This window comes from Gardnerella sp. DNF00476 (assembly GCF_049262735.1).
GTDB lineage: Bacteria > Actinomycetota > Actinomycetes > Actinomycetales > Bifidobacteriaceae > Bifidobacterium > Bifidobacterium vaginale.
In genome coordinates this window covers 1,536,892-1,555,039 of the sequence record NZ_CP058401.1, presented here as the reverse complement: position 1 = coordinate 1,555,039, position 18,148 = coordinate 1,536,892, and the positions used below count along the sequence as shown (strand labels likewise).

Sequence of the window (18,148 nt, the reverse complement as noted above, 5' to 3'; positions counted from 1 at the left end):
ATCCTATTTTTCCGCCACTTTTGTAGCAGCGCCAGATCCCAAAACGTGCTTCAACGGGTTTGGAACAGATACGTCTGGTCTTCTTAAATAAAGCGGTTCAATAACGTCTTTTTGACTTGCGCACAGCTTAAATATCTCTAATCCTTTTACGCCTAAATCAAGAGCACTCGCCTCTGTAATTAAGCATATATTCCCGATTTTCTTCCAATCTTCAGCGTATTTTTTAGCACCATGGCCTGCAACGCAAACGCAATAATCGCAAATATTATTTGATTCAAAATATTGATTTACTCTTTCAACAATATTTGCAGGATAATCAATGTCCATTTCTATTACTGCACAACCACTATCGTCATATAAACTCATATAAACTTGGCGTCTTCTAGCGTCATTTAACGAAAGAACATACGTGTGTTTAGCTACGCAAGATCCATTATTTTCGACTATTTCACTATTAGAGATAACGCCATCTTTAAGCGATTCTTCAAAAGCGCCAGAACGAATCATTAAACTTTGTGGAAGCAAACTGTTGCATCCTAGAATCTTTGCGTTATTCGCAAAAGCAATCGCCTTAGATGCAACCAACCCAGCTCTTAAACCTGTAAAAGGAGCAGGGCCTACTCCAACTACAATCTCGTCTATTTGATTAAGCTCTAGATCAGCATTTTTTACCGCAAAATCAATGTTTACTTGCAACTGTTCAACATGTGTACGCGAATCCGTTTCCATTATTGGCTTATAACCTACAACTCCAACTGTTGAACCATATGACGTATCTATAATCAGCGTATTGCTCATTTTTGTTCCTTAAATTAACCAACCAATTTAGCTTACTCTTAATCAAGAATTTTTAAGCGATCGCACCAGTCTCCTCCGACTGGAACAAGCGTTACAACGCGCTTGCCTTCACTTGTAAACTCATTTGACTTTTCTTTATCAATCGGTCTATCAATATGAATTTCAAGACGAACATCAGCAAGAACACCAGCCATCTGTTCTCCCCACTCCATAAGCACAACAGTTCCCTCTCCTGGTTCTTCCAATGCTTCATCTAAACCTAAAGATTCAAGCTCATCTAAAAGCCTAGAAACAGTGTCTTGCCCTGGAGCATAATCTTTTCCACCAAGCCTATAAGCATCTACATGAATAAGATTCGCAACTTTTCCATCAGAAAATGTGCCTTTTAGCTCTCTAGCAATAGTAAAAGTCGGGGAAACTATCGGATCTTTTATTCCCAAGCCCTGTCCAAAACCTTGCGCGAACGTTGTTTTTCCAGCACCAAGTGGACCAGAAAGCAAAATAACATCTGTCTCATGCACTATTTTTGCAATAGTTTTTCCAAGATCTCGCATACACGAATCAGTTGGAATTACTAGCTTTTTGATATTATGATTTTCCAAAATCACACACTTTCATATTAGACTTTTAACGCTCTATGTTTTAACACTTTATGCTTTCAAAATTTTCACATTAACGCCCACGACAAGCAATCATGCTAATGCATTTTTCTAAAGCGTAATCAGCATCACTTGTTCCGCCTTTGCATTGCTCATCTGCCCACGCTAAACATTTAAAACACTTACGAATCCCATCATCATTCCATCCACCTAAATCTCTCATAGCCATTTTTAACGCCCAAGGGTTAACTTTTGCTTGAGCATTAGAAATTTCCCCGTTTTTAACAGCTATAGCCTTTGTAATTATTCGCATTTTTGCAGCCAAAGCCCCAATCAATGCTATAGCATCAACGCCTTGTAAAATCGCTCTTCTTGATGCAAGAATAGCTTGAGCATAGTTACCTTCTGCAGCTTTATCTGCTACAAAAAATCCAGTTACTTGCGGATCCGATATTAAATATTGGTCAACTATTTTTAGTGTGATTGGGTTATCTTCAAAATCAAAGCACAATTGAGAACAAAGAGCCGCCAACTGGTCGGTTTTCCCGCCTAAGACTTCTGTTATGCGTCCAGCTGCTGCAGGCTCTATACTACGATTTTGCCTTTCAAAAAGACTTAGCACAAAATTCAATCTTGCATCATCTTTTTTAAGATCTGGTACAGTTATTTTACTTGCTCCAGCTTTTTCAAGTTTTGTAACAATTGACTTTCCTTTAACACCTCCTTCGTGGCGCGCAATAACCCAGCAATCATTGTTATTAGATTTAGATTCTCTAGTACAAAACTCTATTATCGCTTCAACTAAATCTTCATTAGCTTGTTCAAGATTATTAATAACAACAATTGTTCCGCTAGAAAAAAGTGATGGTCCTGTAGCAGTTATAAAAGCATATTTATCGGCATTTAATGCGTCTAAATTTATAACATCTGCATCTGGGTAGGAGCCTAATATGCGAGTTTTTAAGTCGCGCGCGTTTAGATCATTTAAATACGCATCACCGCCAACTACAACTGTAAATGGCGCAAATTTTTTTAACGCTTGCATACGTACTCCTTAAGAATATTTATATTCTCACGATTTAACTAACGCGAATATCCTTGTTTTTATTTAATCCGCTTAATTTTGCACGCCTATTAATTGTACAAACTATATAAAACTTAAAACACTTAATCATTCAAAAAGTTTTGTTGAATCATTTATAAGCTGCTTAAAACGATTTGACTTAACTTGTAAAAATATCCTTAAACTATTATATGATTCACTTTTTCTAAAATATTTATTTATGATAAGTACTAATAAAAAGATAGCGAATTCAGCGCACGCGATTAGCCACGCACCTAAAGATCCATTAACCCAAGGTATTGTTCCAATTTGTAAATCTCCCAAATACCATGCGCAATTTGCCATAATGTTTGTTCCAAAAGATGAAATTGTGGCAAAAATCAGAGAAATAGAATAACTCCAATTAGCGCATATAAGCGAAAGCAGACCAAATATTGTTGCAAAATCAACAAAAGGTGCAACAATTAAATTCGCTATAACAGATATAAAAGATACTTGCGGTTGCATTAATATTTGTACAGGAAGCGTAAAACACTGTGCACACAACGTTATGCTTAATGCGCTTGCAAGACTAGACGGCATATATCTTAAAAAGATTCTTCTTAAAGACATTCCACAAACAATTATTCCAAAAGTTGCGCAAACAGAAAGAGCAAACGAATAATCCCATGCATATTTTGGACAAATAAAAAGAACACTTATAACAGTTATACTTAAAGCACTAGCAGACTGGTATTGTCTAGAAAACATTAATGCCCCGGCAGAAATTAAACCCATTATAAGCGCTCTAAGAACAGATGCCGACGGATACACAATACACGATAAAAGAATATGACCACAAGCTTCAAATATTGCGCTCACTACTCTTGGCAAAAGCAAAAAAGCACATGTCTTACGAATAACGCAAGATAAAAGCAAAAAATGTCCTCCAGAAACCGCCATAAGGTGCATTATTCCAGCTATTTTGAATCTTTGTTTCATAGTATTCGCATAAGTGCTATCGATACTAACTTTTCGTAAATCTTCTACATCACTTAAATGCTCTTGTCCCAAAAGTCCTACAGTAAGACCAGGAACAAGCATTTGACCCTGTTCATCTAAAGAACTAGTCACATTGTAAAATTCTTTCCACAATGTATTTAGTAATCTCTTAAAAAGATTAGCTTTTTCAATAACTTCTACTTTATATAATTTCGTTTTATCTGTTTTGTTTGCTTTAGGAACTTGAATTTCTATCGCATGAGAGTCAAATTTTGAAATCGAAATTTTTCCAAAACTACTTATCTTGTATCCGTAGTTCATTATTTTGCAATCTGGATTAAAAGCGTAAAGTTTGGCAGACACAAAGCTTTTACTCCTACTAATAACTTTTTCTTTATCCATAATTTCAATCTGTTTTACATTCACGTTTAATACGCAATCCCCCTTAAAGGATTGCGATACTCTTGGAGGAGACGTTATATCCATAAGCAATCTGATGGATTGAACATCGTTTTTTCTATTAAATTTATATTCTGTATCACTTTGCTTTAGATCTTTAATAGCATTAAAAACAGGGTCCATATGTTCTATGTTTAGAATAATTGAACACATTATAAAAGCTGCTAGAAACGTACAAAAACTTGTTAAAAAAGCATGCTTGTATCCTATTATTTTTAATTTTTTAATTAACTCATAAAACTTTGATTTTATGCGACTTTTGTAATCAGTTGTATTCTTTAAGCGGCACGTAAAAATGCAATTTCCCATTGAAAAAATAGTATAAAAGCACAAAAGAGCAAATGATAATATTGCGATTATCATACAGAAAAAATCTTGTTGTGAATCAACTATAAATCGAGCGAATAAGCAACCAAACCATACGCTAAACGCAATAGGAACAAGCCTAAAATCTTTGTTTCCATTTTCAAGATCCCAATATAATTCTTTCATTTTCCAACCTTAAAAATCACATAAATTTACTTAATGCAGATTGCTGATTTAAGTTTTAAAAAAGTCTTTTGCCCAATTCCTTTAACTTGCATAAGATCTTCAACCCGCTTAAAAACACGCAACTTTTTACGCATATCTAATATTCTTTGAGCCATTTTTGGCCCTATACTTTTTAGAGTTTGTAATTCTTCCAACCCTGCTGTGTTTATATTTATGCAACCGCTTTTATCTTTGTTGACACTATTATTTTTGCTTATATCATTTTCATTAATTTTGTGCGTGCTATCACTAAAATCTTCATTTTTATTTTTAACAGTTAAATCTTTAGTCTCATTTGTATGTAAGTCTTTTTTAGAATCCTCTTTAGAATCATTGCTATATTCATCATCATCTTTATTATTTGATTCAAATTTTTTACTTAAAGATTTAACTTTAGATTCTCTCTTTGCTTGATAAGAATAAATCTTGTTATAAGTTCTAGATTGACATATGAGCATGGTTAAACTTGATGCTAAGAATACTACGAGAATTAGCATAATAGACAAAGCATGTACTGGTTTTATTCGTAATCTAACGAGATTTCTTGTTTCAAAATTATTTCGTTTATTAAGATTATCAATATTTGAAGCAGAATCTTTTGAGCTTATGCAAAAATCAGCAAGCTGATAATCTATAGAATTGTTTTTCTCTTGTGCCAATATGCGATTTTTAGAATCATCATTCAAAGTATTTTGCAAATAATTTGAATTTTCATAATTATTATTTAAAGCATCAATAGCTGCCAATCTTTCTAGAACGTTACTATTGTTTTTGTTCATTTTAACCACCTCCTTCGTTTCAGACTATTTATTTTTGATTGTTAAATAAAAAAAAAGATGCTTACCTCCACTATTAAATGAAGATAAGCATCTTTCAAGTAAAATTAACCAATGTGGTTAAAGGCTATTTTGCCTAGAAAACATTGAGTTTCAGCTTTCATCTGGCACAATAGACACAATCTTTGGTGCTTTCACGATTACCTTGCGCGGCTTCTTTCCACCCAAGCGATCAGCTACGGCCTCTAAAGCAAGCTTTTCAAGCTCACTAGCATCAATATTCGGGTCAACTTCAAGCTTTGCGCGAACCTTGCCCTTGATTTGCACAACAGCTGTAACAGTATCCGCACCAACGTAGCGGGAATCTTCAACTGGCCAATCTGCGTGAGCAATCGACTTAGTATGTCCAAGCTTGCTCCACATTTCTTCACAAATATGCGGTGCAATTGGAGAAAGCATAAGAACAAGCGGCTCAACTGCTGCGCGAGGCACGTGAGGCAGAGACGTTAAGTGATTATTCAACACAATCAGCTTAGCAATCGCAGTGTTTGGACGCATTGCTTCCATTTCTACAGTTACTTCTGCAATCGTGTTGTTAAGAAGCTTTAGCGTCTTTTCGTCCAAAGCATCTTCTGTTACTACGCAAGCGCCAGTTTCTTCGTTTACAACGTTACGCCACAAGCGTTGCAAGAATCGCATGCCTCCAACAACGTTACGCGTATTCCATGGGCGAGACTCAGAAAGTGGACCCATGCTCATTTCATACAAACGGAACGTGTCTGCACCGTAGTTTTCGTACATGTAGTCTGGAGTCACAATATTCTTTAGGCTCTTACCCATCTTTCCAAACTCGCGATTCACGGTTTCGCCGTGCCAAGTAAATGTTGGCTCACCAGCGCCGTTATTAGCGCCTTCCTCAACCTCATCAGCTGGCACGTACTGCCCGCGCTCATCCGTGTAAGCGTAAGCCTGAATCATACCCTGGTTAAACAAGCGATGGAAAGGCTCAGCAGAATCAACGTAACCCAAGTCGTAAAGCGCCTTATGCCAGAAGCGCGAGTAAAGCAAGTGCAAAACTGCATGCTCTACGCCTCCAACATAAAGGTCAACGCCTCCAGAAACATGTTCCTTGCCTGGTCGATTCGTACCCATCCAATAGTCGTATTCGTCGCTGTCAACCATATGCTCAGCGTCGTTTGGATCCAAGTAACGCATGTAATACCAGCATGAACCAGCCCAGTTTGGCATAGTGTTGGTGTCGCGATAGTAGGTTTTTACACCGTCACCAAGATCAAGCTGAACTTTAACCCAATCCTCGTTTCGGCTCAAAGGTGCTTCAGGCTCAGAATTTGCGTCGTCTGGAGCGTAAGTTTTTGGCTGATAATCTGGAACGTCTGGCAATGCAATTGGAAGCTCACTATCCGGCACAAGGTGAGCAACACCATCCTCATCATAAACGATTGGGAATGGCTCACCCCAGTAGCGCTGCCTAGAGAACAGCCAATCGCGAAGTCTGTAAGAAACCTTACCAACGCCTACGCCTGCTGCTTCAAGCCAAGTCGTCACTTTTTTAATAGCTTCATCTACGCGCAAACCGTTAATAGACAAAGCGTCACCGAGCTTATAAGTATGCTCCACAGAAGAGTTAATAACAATTCCATCGTGAGAAACAAACGGAGCTTTGCCATCATAATCTTCTAGCTTTTCGACAGAATCAGGCAAAGGCTTAACAGTGTAAATTACAGACAAGCCGAAAGCTTTAGCAAAATCATAATCGCGCTGGTCACCGCCAGGAACTGCCATAATTGCGCCCGTTCCATAACCCATAAGCACATAATCTGCAACAAACAGCGGAAGTTTTGCTCCAGTTACAGGATTAATTGCGTAAAGACCAGTAAACAAACCAGTTTTTGCACCAGCGTCTTCCGTACGATCTTTAGCGGTTTTAGCGCGAGCTTGAGCCTGATACTCTGCCAATCCTTCCTTAAGGCTTGCGTAGCCACCCTTCCAGCTTTCTGGAACGCTAGCTTCCCACGCTTCTGGAACGTGCTCAAGAATCGGGTGATCTACAGAAACAACAGCAAAAGTTGTACCAAAAAGCGTATCTGGACGAGTAGTGTATACTTCCAAATCGCGCATTTCACCATCTGCACATTCAACTTCAAAATGCACGGAAGCACCGTGAGATTCGCCAATCCAGTTTCGCTGCATAAGCTTAACTTTTTCTGGCCAATCAATAGTATCCAAATCTTCAACCAAGCGATGAGCATAAGCTGTAATTCGCATGGACCACTGACGAAGATTGCGCTGGAATACTGGGAAGTTTCCGCGCTCAGATTTACCTTCTGCAGTAACTTCCTCGTTTGCAAGCACAGTTCCCAATCCTGGACACCAATTTACAGGAGACTTAGAAATGTAAGCAATGCGGAAGTCATTCAACACATCCGCTTGCTCTACTTTATTGAGCTCTTCCCACTTTTTGTCAGCAAAACCAGGAATTTCGCGCTTTGCGCTCTTAAACTCATCAACTAACTCAGCAATTGGTCGAGCAGAACCTTTACCGCCATCTTTGCGTACAAAATCAGGGTCATACCAAGCGTCATAAAGCTTCGAGAAAATCCATTGAGTCCAACGAACGTAGTTTGTATCAATAGTTGCAAAAGATCTACGATCGTCAAAGCTCAATCCCATGCGATGCAACTGCCTGCGCATATTTGCAATATTTGCCTCAGTAGTAATGCGAGGATGCTGACCTGTTTGAACAGCATATTGTTCTGCAGGAAGTCCAAAAGCGTCGTAGCCCATCGCGTGAAGAACATTCTCACCCTTCATACGGTGATATCGGCTCACAACATCCGTTGCCAAATATCCAAGAGGATGTCCAACATGTAAGCCCTTTCCAGAAGGATAAGGGAACATGTCCATTGCAAAGAAAGAAGGACGGCCACAAGCCAATCTGCCTTCGCCATCCTTCAAATCGCCCTTAACATTAGCAGCCCAGAACGTGCCTTGCTCGTCCCAAGTCTTTTGCCAGCGCTGCTCAATATCTTGTGCGAGCTGCGCATTGTAACGAAAAGCTGGCTCAGCAATAGTAGCTTTATTGTCAGCTGTTGAATACTGTTGATCGTTGTCTTCCATAAACAAGCACTATAGCGACTCATATCGTCAATTTGCAACACTTTTTACAACTTTTATCCATATTTTATTGTGTTTTTTGAAAGTTTTAATGCACAATTCACAAAATACTCTTATTTAGCGTTTTTCATGAAAATCATTACTACAATTGTTTTAAACGTTCAACATAAGATTTTATTAAGAATAATGTGATTTAACGAGGTTAGTTATGAAGGTATCAAAGAACACACTTTTATTAATCGCATGCATTGTATGGTGTTTTGCCGGATTCAACATTCTTAGGATTGGTATTATTGCTTACTCAAACTTTTTATCTCCTATTAATTTCGCTTTATCTTTAGCTGTTTTTGCAATATTCCAAGTGTTTATTTTCGGAAAACTTGTTAAAAAACATACTGCTAGGATTAACGCATACAAAGAAAACAAGCAATTTTTCCTTAAATTCTTTGACGTTAAATCTTTTATAATCATGGCTTTTATGATGACTTTTGGAATTGTTCTTCGTGCAACAAATATAGCTCCAGAACAATTTATAGCCGTATTTTATACGGGATTAGGTTCTGCTCTTACTCTAGCAGGATTGCTTTTTGGGTATCATTTTGCTAAAACTGCATGTCCGCGTTACAAAAACACTCATACTATGCAATAGCGCTTACAAACACTTGTAACAACATCAACATTACTAAGAAATATTTGACTATCACTCTACGTAAGGAAGTTACTATGAACCATGTTATGAAACGTTATATTAATACGTCTTTGTTGTATGCTGTCTTCGCCATGATTGGCGGCGTCTTTTATCGCGAATTTACAAAATTTAATGCTTTCCATGAAAAGACTGTGCTTGCTATAGTTCACACACACTACTTTATGCTTGGAATGGTTGTTTTTCTGTTACTCATACTATTTGAGAAAAACTTCAGTTTTAGTAACGAAAAAACTACGAGAATCTTAATAACTTATCATATTGGACTCAACCTAACAGCAGTAATGATGATTACTCGTGGAATTGCACAAGTAATGCGTCTACATCTCAGTCCATCTATAGATTTTTCCATAACTGGTTTAGCAGGTATCGGACACATCCTACTTGGCGTAAGTATTGTACTAATCTTATTGCAAATTAAACGCAGCATCGCTCATTGTGCTAATACTTCATTAGAATAGTGATGATAGGAATAATTTAGTTTATTCATAAAATATTTATTAAGTGTGTAACTATAAGCCGCATATGCTACTACATTAAGAAGGTTGCTATGAGTAATAACGTGTATAAAAAGAGTAGATCATACGCACCAGAACGATTCTTTGAATGCGAAGGTCGTGGCCTTAATTGGCTTCGAGAAGCTTACGACTATGGCGGGCCTAAAGTAGCTAAAGTTTTTGATTGGGGAAAAGACTACTTAAACATTGAACGCATTGAAACTACAAGCCCTACTCCTTTAGCATCGTTTGAATTTGGAGCATCTTTGGCGCATATGCACGATTTCGGTGCGAAATATTTTGGGGAGCCACCTGCAGATTATGATGGCACATGCTATTTTGGACCATTAAGCGACCCTGTAAAAATGGATTGTGGCACTTGGAGTAATGTTATTGACTATTTGGCAGAAGGCAGACTTTTACCAATGGTAAATCTTGGTATTTCTAGAGGAAGCCTTACAAAAAACGATTTAGATCTTACAAATAAAGTTATTGATGCTATGCCAGATTTGCTGGGAAAAGCATCTGAAGATAAACCAGCGCGAGTCCATGGAGACTTGTGGAGTGGAAATGTGCTTTGGACTAAAAGCGAAGATGGCGAACACACAGAAGCTGTTTTAATTGATCCTGCAGCTCACGGCGGCCATCGTGAGGAAGACTTAGCAATGCTGCAACTGTTTGGGATTAGCTATTTTAAGCAGATTTTAGATGGCTATCAATCTGTTCATCCATTAAAATCTGGTTTTGAAAATCGCATGACAATTTGGCAGCTCTACCCTATTGCTGGACATTGTGTCTTCTTTGGTGGAGGCTACGTTAGCGAATACCGAGATATGTGCTTGGATTTGCTTAATCGCTAAATTTGCATTAGATAATTTAATAGAAACTAATATAAAAGTAAGCACAAAACTAAAATTTACGAAAGGCCTTAACTACTATGATTCGCACGCATAAGCATATTTTGCGCAAAACTATTGCTCTTGTAGTATCTAGCACAATGCTTCTTGCGATTTGCGCATGCGGATCGAGCAATGCAAAAAACGCATCGCCTAGCGCAAAGCCTCAAGTGAATCACGGCAACGTTATAGTTTTTACGCCTTCTGATGGTCTAAATTTAAGTAGAAAAACTCCATTAAGTACATGGGATAATCTTGTTCCAGAAATAGTAAAATCGTTAAAAAAGCAAGGATTTTCAGAAAATTCTATTACTACTAAATCGTCCAGCAGCTTATACGATCAAAGTCAAGATATTCAAGATTACGTTGTAAGCATGATTACATCTTTAAAAACAAAAAATTCTTCTAAAAATAAAAACAAGAAAACAAGTATCAGAGATATCCATAGCATCGTAAAAAAGCAACTTTCTAATACGACTATTGTTGTTGCTCCTTGGAGTAATAAAAACGGTAATAATAATTATGGTGATTACGTAACTCAACCCACAACACCTAAAGAGCAACTAAAAGAAGAAGATCTAAAATCACAAGAGGAAGCAGAAAATAGACTTACATCGTCATTAGATTTGGCTAAAAAAGCTGGCATGCATGTCGTTATGTTATCTAGGCTTACTAGAGATTTTAAGCCAGATGCATTCTTCAAACTTTCTTCTGCTCAGAGCATTGGAGAAATTCAAGCGTATACTCTTGTGCAAAAATTAGCATTAAATCAGGCTTCTAAAGATAATCCAAAAAGCGTAGAAGTACTTTTGCCTTGCCACAATCAAAAACAAGATGTTCATATGCATTTTGGAGTAAATACTCATGGTAATTCAGATTCTGATAATTCAAGTTCCAAAATTCAAGAATTTGATGATGAATTCGCGCGACTTGCTTTTGCTGGAATCTGGAAAATTCTAAAACCTTATTTCGCATCTGGATTAATGATTTCACCTTCTGGAAAACTTAGTAAGGATTCAACAGAGAATGACTGGGAAAATGCTGCTTTCGACGCAGATAATTCTGACTCTGTTAAGGCAGAACTTAATTCGAGATTAGTAATAAAGAATGATAACGGAACAACTTCCACAAAACACGTAGATGGCATTATTGCTTTAGATGATCAAGTTGTTATGCAAGTGGAAAAAGCTCTTGAAGACCTTGGGTATAAGGGAAGCTCTGCGGATATCAACCCTTCCTTTACTCTTCCAGATATAATCGGAAGCTTTATAGGAAAACGAAATTTGACTAAGAAAAAGGTTCCAACGCCTGCTTCTACTGCGAAAAATAATGAATCACAAAAATCTAGCACAAAAAATAATGATTTGAATTCATCTGAATCCAATAAAGAGAATAAAAATACTGAAGATTCTGAGCTTAAAGATTCAGCGAATGAATTGTTAAACGACTCAAAATGGCCTGTTATTACTGGCTACGGCGCTTACAAAGATGCTTTACCAAATCTTGTAAATGGAAAGCAATGGATGACTTCTATCGAAAACATTCAGAAAATCTCTACTGATGTTGCTCAAGAATGTAGTTCTCTAAATGTTAATGGAAAATTATCTCAACTCGAAGATATTTCTATTTTTGTAAATAACAGTGGATCAGAAAAAGATATACCTGTAATAACAGAACCAATTCTCGCTGTAAGCGCAACTAATCTTAAAGCTCTTTTGATTGACCCTGGATACGTAACTCTTGCAGATGCAGGACTGTAAAGTACGTTATTTTCTTGGTCTTGGAGCGTAAATCTTATTTTCGATAAGATCGTTATAACGTTCTATAACCGCATTGCGCTTTGCTTTAAGGCTTGGTGTAACTAAACCATTTTCTTGAGTAAAAGCATCTGGAACAATCTCAAATTTTCTGATTGATTCTGCTCTAGAAACATTAGAATTTGCTTTAACTATGCTTTGTTCTACGGAACTTATGACGATTGAATTTTTTCTTGCCTCTTCCAGCGAGCGCACTGGGCTTGCTCCTCGAGATTTCAGCCAAGAATTCACTTCTGCAAGATCTAACGCAATAATCGCAGAGATAAAAGGTTTTCTGTCTCCAATAACAACGCATTGAGAAATAATTGAAGAAGTCATAACTGATGCTTCGAGTATGCTAGGTGAAACGTTTTTCCCGCCAGCTGTTATTATCAGATCTTTTTTGCGACCAGTAATTTTTACAAAACCGTCGGAATCTAAAGATCCGAAGTCTCCTGTATGCAACCATCCATTTACTATTTGTTTTTCAGTTATCTCTGGATGATTATGATATCCTTTGCAAACAGCGGGACTTTTAATACAAAGCTCTCCCTCATCATCTATTGCTACAGACACTCCCTGTACTGGCAAACCAACTGTTCCGATTTTATAGCCTTTCGTTGGATTTACCATTGACGGAGCACATGTTTCTGTCATTCCGTACCCTTCGAGAATTGGCAATCCCATGCCATTGAAGAAATGCGAAATCGATTTGTCTAATGGTGCTCCTCCTGAAACACCATATTCAACGTCTCCTCCAAAAACTTGCAAAATTGAGTTGTAAACGAGCTTTTTACATAAGGAGTGGCTTATAGCCAGCATTGGCGAAATCATTCTCCCCGATTGTTGAGCTTTTGACCATTCTTTTGCCACTTTTACGCTTTGAGCAAATATAAATCCTTTTACTCCTCTACCAGCTTTTTGAGAGGCAGCATTGTAGATTTTTTCAAATATTCTAGGTACACCAAGTATGAAAGTTGGTTTAAAACTTTTAAAATCACTTAGTATTGTTTTAAGGTTGCTTGACAATCCAAGTGTTACATTTCCAGCAAAACAGAAGAACTGCATAAATCTTGCAAATACATGTGCTAAAGGAAGGAATAAAAGAAGTCTTGGTTTGCCTTTTAATGCTATATCTGGCATGGAAAGCATTCCAGATTTCGCTATAAACACAAAATTTCCGTGCGAAAGTTCTATACCTTTCGGGTCTCCTGTAGATCCAGATGTGTAAACGATTGTAGCTAGATCATCGCCTTTAACAGCTTTTTCTCTTTCATAAAACTCTGAGTCTGTAACTGTTTTTCCATACTCAATTAGCGCATCTATTGCGTCTCTGCTTAATACATAGACATCGTTAAGGCTTGGACATGACTTCTTTGATATTTCCACAGTTTCACGCATATTTTCATCTTCAACAAAAATCATGCTTACTCTAGAATCGTTAATAATATTTTCTATTTGCACTGCAGAACTTGTTTCATAAATTGGCACTGTTAACGCGCCTATAGACATTATTGCCATATCAAGCACAGTCCACTGCCATGAAGTATGCGCTATTATCGATATAGTGTCTCCCGGCATCACACCGTGTGCTATGAATCCTTTTGCTACCGATATAACCAAATCTTTAAAGTCTTTAGCACTGTAGGAATTCCATTCCCCGTCGCGTCCTACATACTCAACCAATGAATCGTTCGGCTTACGTTCTACGCGACTTTCAAGAAGCGAAAAAATGTTTGCATTGTAATCAATTTTCTCATCGAGATTACGAGAATACTTTTGCATATTCGCTCCCTAATATGTTTAAGAAAATCTTATGTAATAATCTTAGGTCAATGTCTTAAGCCCAAGACTCTTATTACACTATACGACACGCATTTTACAGACTATTTTTTTCTTCTTTTGTCTCTTCTTTGGGCTTTAAAATTATTCGTTTTTTCGCTACCATTTTCCTTGGATTTGCATAAGTCCTGTCTCTTCGTTTTAAACCCCATTGAATACACAAATTGTCACAATGATCTGATCCAACTGTTACGTAACCAAAAAATTGACCTTTTCTAACAACTGTTCCAACTGGTAAATCCGTATATGCTGGCTCAAATGTGGAAGACAAAACTCCATGTTTGATTGTTACAACAGATTTTCCAGCCACAAGTCCAGCAAAATTTATTATTCCATCTGATGGAGCATATAGCTCAGTTCCTTCCTCTGCTCGCAAATCAACTCCTCTATGACCTGCGAGCCATGGTTTTGCTGGAGCATCAAAATCTTTAATAATGTTTACATTTTTTACTGGCCATACCATCCTTGATTTACAATTTGTAGTTTCTTTTAGTGTTGAAGCTGTTGAAACTTGACTAACTGTATTCGCGACTATTTTTTGCTTTTTACCTACAAAAGATTTTTCTATGCAACCAGCGTCAAATGAAGATACACTATAATCAGTTTGATTCGATTGCAAATATTCATACTCAATACTTTTGTTTATTGTAGGATTTATGCAACTATGAATAATCAACATGATTACAATCAGAATAATAAAAATCAGTATTCTAACAAATTGTGATTTTTGTTTTAATATAAATTTTTTGACTTTTAAGATTCTGGGCTTAATCATTTTTAAATCAAATATTTTTCTCATGATATTTTATTTTTCTCCTTTCATAAATCAAATTTGTTTTATGCTTCAACAGCAAAAATCTGCATTCTTTAAAGGTTTTCGCTTATATTTGAAAGTTTTTCACAAAATTCTTTTTTTAGTAACACTTTTTTATCAATGTGGTTAAAGCGTACAAATCATTGGTATTCCAACGATTATGAGTTTTCGACACGCCCAAACACGCTATATTTGCATATCATAAAATTCCGTGTAATATAAATGTCTTGTGTACGGCACACAGCCAAGCGCAAAGGATATTCCTGCGTAGCTCAGTTGGCAGAGCGTTCGACTGTTAATCGAATGGTCGCTGGTTCAAGCCCAGCCGCAGGAGCCAAGAAAACCACCAGCAAGTCTGGTGGTTTTTTTGTTTTGAATTTATTTGAATATTGTATTCTAATGAATCGCAAATGATATCGCTTGTCTTGCAAATCATCAAAAATGCTACAAACTACAAGGGTCACGTACTTAGTTTGGCGTAAACTATAAGTGTTGTTTTGCAAAAAGCAATTCTTGGCGAAGATTGATAAAAACAGAGGATGATACATGTTAGAAAACATCTCCGAAGCCACGAATAATGGTCATAAAAAGAAGATGATAATTCTCATTGCTGGCGTCATTGTATTAGCTTTAGTATTAGGCGTTGGTGGTATTTGCTGGAGCATTCAGCACTCATCTCGTATGAAAGAAGCTAGAAAACAGTGCGAAATTAAGGTTGCACAAGTTAGCAAAGCAAGCCAGTCATGGAAAAAACTTACTAAAAATTCTCTTCTTATCTCTTTTGCTCAAGATAACTCAGAAAATGGCAAATTACTTGCTAAGCTTTTGAAGCAGCGTTTGCCAGAAACGGTTGTATGCAATGCTAATTCTCCAGAAGAGTTAGGCTCTCAGGGAGCTCAAGCTATAGCTGCAACTCAATGGTATTCTGACAATGCTCAGCGTATTCGTGGAGTGACTTCTGCAATGATTGATAAGCTTTCTGCAGCATCTACAGATACTACAGCTAATGCGCAGGAAAAGCAGAAGGCTGAAGAAAGTCAGAAGGAACTGCAGAAGATCACCGCTCCTGTTATTCGTATAGCTCCTAAGGTAAAGCGTAAGCCGAATATTATTATTCAAAATATTCCTCCTACTCAAGAAGAAAAAGTTCAAGCAGATAACGCCATGCAGAAAAAGATTGAAGAAGCAAAGCGTCAAGCTGACGAGCAAGCTGCTAAAGCTAAAGCAAATGCAAAGGCTGATGCAGAAAAGAGACGTTTAGAATTAGAAAGAAGAAAGCGAATTAGGGATGCTGCCGAAAATCTACAGAAGCAGCTAGAAGAACAAGCTAAGAAGCAAGCTGAAGAACAAGCTAGGAAGCAAGCTGAAGAGGAAGAGAAAAAGAAGGAAGAAGAAAGAAAGCAGACGGAAGAGGAAGAGAAAAAGAAGGAACAGCCAGATCCTAAAATTTCTAACGACGGAGACAAATAATAACCTCTGTTAATCAATATAAAAATGCGCTCAGCAAAATCACTGAGCGCATTTTTTATATTCTAATCACTTTGTTAAATCAACTTGATCTAAAGGAATAACCTTAGTGTGGTACTTAATCTTGTATCCAACATAAAGCACAATGAACAGCGGCACAGACATATAAGTTATGCCAATTGCTTGCCAATTAAGCGTGTGGAATGATTCAAGATCTTGGCCAACAATAACCAAAATGCACAATACAAGAGCCACGATAGGACCGAATGGATACCACTTAGCTTTATAAACAAGATCGTCCAAAGACTTTCCTTGAGCAATATACGCTTTGCGGAACCTGTAGTGCGCAGCTGCGATTCCTGCCCATGCAATAAATCCAGTCAAACCACTTGCAGCAACTAAGAACATGTAAATTTGAGTTCCAAAAATACTCATCAAGAATGTTAAAAGAGCTACAACAAACGTTGCAACCAAAGATTGCATTGGAACACCTCTTCTATCTACGTTTCCAAACATCTTTGGAGCGTGATTATCTTTTGCAAGAGCGTAAAGCATTCTAGTAGAAGCATACATTCCAGAGTTTGCTGCCGAGATAACAGATGTAAGCACAACGGCATTCATGATTGTTGCTGCAATCGCCAATCCTGCACGCTGGAACACAAGAGTGAATGGGCTTATAGAAATATCGCTAGCTTCCGATCCAAGCAAACTTGGGCTTGTGTATGGAATAATGCATGCGATTACAAAGATTGCAAGAATGTAGAACAAAACAATACGCCAAAACACTTGCTTTACAGCCTTTGGAATACTCTTATCTGGTGTTGCAGATTCACCTGCTGTAATGCCAATAAGCTCTGTTCCTTGGAACGAGAATCCTGCAATTGCAAACGCACCTAAAACAGCTGGGATTCCGCCAGCAAATGGAGCATTTTTATGTGTAAAGTTGCTTAGAAATGGCGCTTTTCCGCCTAAAATTCCAACAATCGTAAGCAAACCAATAGCAAGGAATATAATAACGGTTACAACTTTAATAATCGAAAGCCAGTACTCTGTTTCTCCAAAGCACTTAACCGTAAGAATGTTAATCAAAAGAATAACAACAAGAACTGTTAGCGAAAATACCCATATTGGAACATTAGGAAGCCAATATTGCAAAACAATTGCTGCCGTACTTATATCTACAGCAACCGTGATTGCCCAGTTAAACCAATAATTCCAACCCATTGCAAATCCTAAAGCAGGATCAATAAACTTTCCAGAATATGATGCAAAAGACCCGCTAATTGGCATATATGTTGCCATCTCTCCTAGAGATGTCATAAGAAAATAAACCATGATACCGATTGCAGCGTATGCCAAAAGCGCGCCACCAGGTCCTGCCATGTGGATTGTTGCGCCACTAGCTACAAATAAGCCTGTTCCAATGCTTCCACCCAAAGCAATCATGGAAATGTGGCGTGTTTTTAAACTGCGATGCACAGTTTGAGATTCAGTAGTTGATGAACTGTCGTTATTCATTGTTTCCTCCTTTTGACAATATTCAAACAGAGGCAAACAGGCAACAGTATGCATGTCGATAGCACTCCGCAGCAAATTGCCAAAATTGCTGCGACAGTCCTTGGCTTATTAAGCCAAGTCCCAGCTTGTAAGCTAGAAAGAATAACCTACAAACTTCGGCGCTCTCCCCTTTTGCAAATCACTTAACGCCTCTTTCTGGCTAATGATTGCTACTCTTGTTGAGCGCGACCTCTGGTCGATGTGTTTCATTATTGAGATAGGCAAAGACAA

The 18,148-nt window shown here is 37.6% G+C and carries 14 protein-coding genes, 1 tRNA gene and 1 riboswitch; of the genes, 6 read left to right on the top strand and 9 right to left on the bottom strand.

Annotated elements, in window-relative coordinates; translation table 11 throughout:
- Window positions 1-3 precede the first annotated feature (3 nt).
- The 6 genes from tsaB to leuS form a co-directional block, all read right to left on the bottom strand.
- Window positions 4-798 carry a tRNA (adenosine(37)-N6)-threonylcarbamoyltransferase complex dimerization subunit type 1 TsaB gene (gene tsaB / locus HXT25_RS06220; RefSeq protein ID WP_422118811.1) on the bottom strand — a complete coding sequence of 265 codons (795 nt, stop codon included), beginning with the start codon at window positions 796-798 and terminating at the stop codon, window positions 4-6.
- Window positions 799-836: 38 nt separating this feature from the next.
- Window positions 837-1,406 (bottom strand): tRNA (adenosine(37)-N6)-threonylcarbamoyltransferase complex ATPase subunit type 1 TsaE, encoded by a 570-nt coding sequence (tsaE, locus tag HXT25_RS06215; RefSeq protein ID WP_004111786.1) that lies wholly within the window; start codon window positions 1,404-1,406, stop codon window positions 837-839.
- A 64-nt stretch (window positions 1,407-1,470) separates the two neighbouring features.
- Window positions 1,471-2,442, bottom strand: a complete 972-nt coding sequence (holA, locus tag HXT25_RS06210; RefSeq protein WP_004111788.1) for a DNA polymerase III subunit delta — start codon at window positions 2,440-2,442, stop codon at window positions 1,471-1,473.
- Window positions 2,443-2,568: 126 nt separating this feature from the next.
- Window positions 2,569-4,392, bottom strand: coding sequence for a ComEC/Rec2 family competence protein (locus tag HXT25_RS06205; RefSeq protein ID WP_246979131.1), 1,824 nt, complete (start codon window positions 4,390-4,392; stop codon window positions 2,569-2,571).
- 26 nt (window positions 4,393-4,418) lie between these two features.
- Window positions 4,419-5,210 (bottom strand): ComEA family DNA-binding protein, encoded by a 792-nt coding sequence (locus HXT25_RS06200; protein WP_192382241.1) that lies wholly within the window; start codon window positions 5,208-5,210, stop codon window positions 4,419-4,421.
- 150 nt (window positions 5,211-5,360) lie between these two features.
- Window positions 5,361-8,345 carry a leucine--tRNA ligase gene (gene leuS / locus HXT25_RS06195; RefSeq protein ID WP_101891917.1) on the bottom strand — a complete coding sequence of 995 codons (2,985 nt, stop codon included), beginning with the start codon at window positions 8,343-8,345 and terminating at the stop codon, window positions 5,361-5,363.
- A gap of 205 nt (window positions 8,346-8,550) precedes the next feature.
- Between leuS and HXT25_RS06190 the strand changes: the two genes are divergently transcribed.
- From HXT25_RS06190 to HXT25_RS06175, 4 genes are all read left to right on the top strand, one after another.
- Window positions 8,551-8,991, top strand: coding sequence for a hypothetical protein (locus tag HXT25_RS06190; RefSeq protein WP_004111796.1), 441 nt, complete (start codon window positions 8,551-8,553; stop codon window positions 8,989-8,991).
- 74 nt (window positions 8,992-9,065) lie between these two features.
- Window positions 9,066-9,509: a DUF2871 domain-containing protein gene (locus HXT25_RS06185; protein ID WP_004111798.1), complete on the top strand. Its 444-nt coding sequence runs from the start codon at window positions 9,066-9,068 to the stop codon at window positions 9,507-9,509.
- Window positions 9,510-9,598: 89 nt separating this feature from the next.
- The gene (locus HXT25_RS06180; RefSeq protein WP_014554619.1) at window positions 9,599-10,405 is read left to right on the top strand and encodes a fructosamine kinase family protein; all 807 of its coding nucleotides are present in this window, start codon (window positions 9,599-9,601) and stop codon (window positions 10,403-10,405) included.
- Between the two features lie 77 nt (window positions 10,406-10,482).
- Entirely contained in the window at window positions 10,483-12,201 is a 1,719-nt protein-coding gene (locus HXT25_RS06175) for a hypothetical protein (protein WP_004115246.1), read from the top strand.
- Window positions 12,202-12,207: 6 nt separating this feature from the next.
- Here HXT25_RS06175 and HXT25_RS06170 read toward each other — a convergent pair whose 3' ends face one another.
- Both HXT25_RS06170 and HXT25_RS06165 read right to left on the bottom strand, forming a co-directional pair.
- Window positions 12,208-14,022, bottom strand: coding sequence for an AMP-dependent synthetase/ligase (locus HXT25_RS06170; RefSeq protein WP_004111801.1), 1,815 nt, complete (start codon window positions 14,020-14,022; stop codon window positions 12,208-12,210).
- Between the two features lie 94 nt (window positions 14,023-14,116).
- Window positions 14,117-14,878 carry a M23 family metallopeptidase gene (locus HXT25_RS06165; RefSeq protein ID WP_004115249.1) on the bottom strand — a complete coding sequence of 254 codons (762 nt, stop codon included), beginning with the start codon at window positions 14,876-14,878 and terminating at the stop codon, window positions 14,117-14,119.
- Between the two features lie 276 nt (window positions 14,879-15,154).
- On the opposite strand from HXT25_RS06165, the gene HXT25_RS06160 reads away from it, so the two are divergent.
- Together HXT25_RS06160 and HXT25_RS06155 are read left to right on the top strand one after the other, a co-directional pair.
- Window positions 15,155-15,230 (top strand) — tRNA-Asn (locus HXT25_RS06160).
- 209 nt (window positions 15,231-15,439) lie between these two features.
- Window positions 15,440-16,363, top strand: coding sequence for a hypothetical protein (locus HXT25_RS06155; RefSeq protein ID WP_009994097.1), 924 nt, complete (start codon window positions 15,440-15,442; stop codon window positions 16,361-16,363).
- Between the two features lie 66 nt (window positions 16,364-16,429).
- On the opposite strand, the gene HXT25_RS06150 is transcribed toward HXT25_RS06155, so the two are convergent.
- Complete coding sequence (locus tag HXT25_RS06150) at window positions 16,430-17,878, bottom strand: amino acid permease (RefSeq protein WP_004117983.1); 1,449 nt, start codon at window positions 17,876-17,878, stop codon at window positions 16,430-16,432.
- Between the two features lie 51 nt (window positions 17,879-17,929).
- A riboswitch (Lysine riboswitch) is annotated at window positions 17,930-18,121 on the bottom strand.
- Window positions 18,122-18,148 lie beyond the last annotated feature (27 nt).

Excerpts from the sequence above, each read along its gene's own strand:
- tsaB (WP_422118811.1), bottom strand. The coding sequence starts at position 798 with ATGAGCAATACGCTGATTATAGATACGTCATATGGTTCAACAGTTGGA.
- holA (WP_004111788.1), bottom strand. The coding sequence starts at position 2,442 with ATGCAAGCGTTAAAAAAATTTGCGCCATTTACAGTTGTAGTTGGCGGT.
- HXT25_RS06205 (WP_246979131.1), bottom strand. The coding sequence starts at position 4,392 with ATGAAAGAATTATATTGGGATCTTGAAAATGGAAACAAAGATTTTAGG.
- HXT25_RS06200 (WP_192382241.1), bottom strand. The coding sequence starts at position 5,210 with ATGAACAAAAACAATAGTAACGTTCTAGAAAGATTGGCAGCTATTGAT.
- leuS (WP_101891917.1), bottom strand. The coding sequence starts at position 8,345 with ATGGAAGACAACGATCAACAGTATTCAACAGCTGACAATAAAGCTACT.
- HXT25_RS06190 (WP_004111796.1), top strand. The coding sequence starts at position 8,551 with ATGAAGGTATCAAAGAACACACTTTTATTAATCGCATGCATTGTATGG.
- HXT25_RS06185 (WP_004111798.1), top strand. The coding sequence starts at position 9,066 with ATGAACCATGTTATGAAACGTTATATTAATACGTCTTTGTTGTATGCT.
- HXT25_RS06180 (WP_014554619.1), top strand. The coding sequence starts at position 9,599 with ATGAGTAATAACGTGTATAAAAAGAGTAGATCATACGCACCAGAACGA.
- HXT25_RS06175 (WP_004115246.1), top strand. The coding sequence starts at position 10,483 with ATGATTCGCACGCATAAGCATATTTTGCGCAAAACTATTGCTCTTGTA.
- HXT25_RS06170 (WP_004111801.1), bottom strand. The coding sequence starts at position 14,022 with ATGCAAAAGTATTCTCGTAATCTCGATGAGAAAATTGATTACAATGCA.
- HXT25_RS06165 (WP_004115249.1), bottom strand. The coding sequence starts at position 14,878 with ATGAGAAAAATATTTGATTTAAAAATGATTAAGCCCAGAATCTTAAAA.
- HXT25_RS06155 (WP_009994097.1), top strand. The coding sequence starts at position 15,440 with ATGTTAGAAAACATCTCCGAAGCCACGAATAATGGTCATAAAAAGAAG.
- HXT25_RS06150 (WP_004117983.1), bottom strand. The coding sequence starts at position 17,878 with ATGAATAACGACAGTTCATCAACTACTGAATCTCAAACTGTGCATCGC.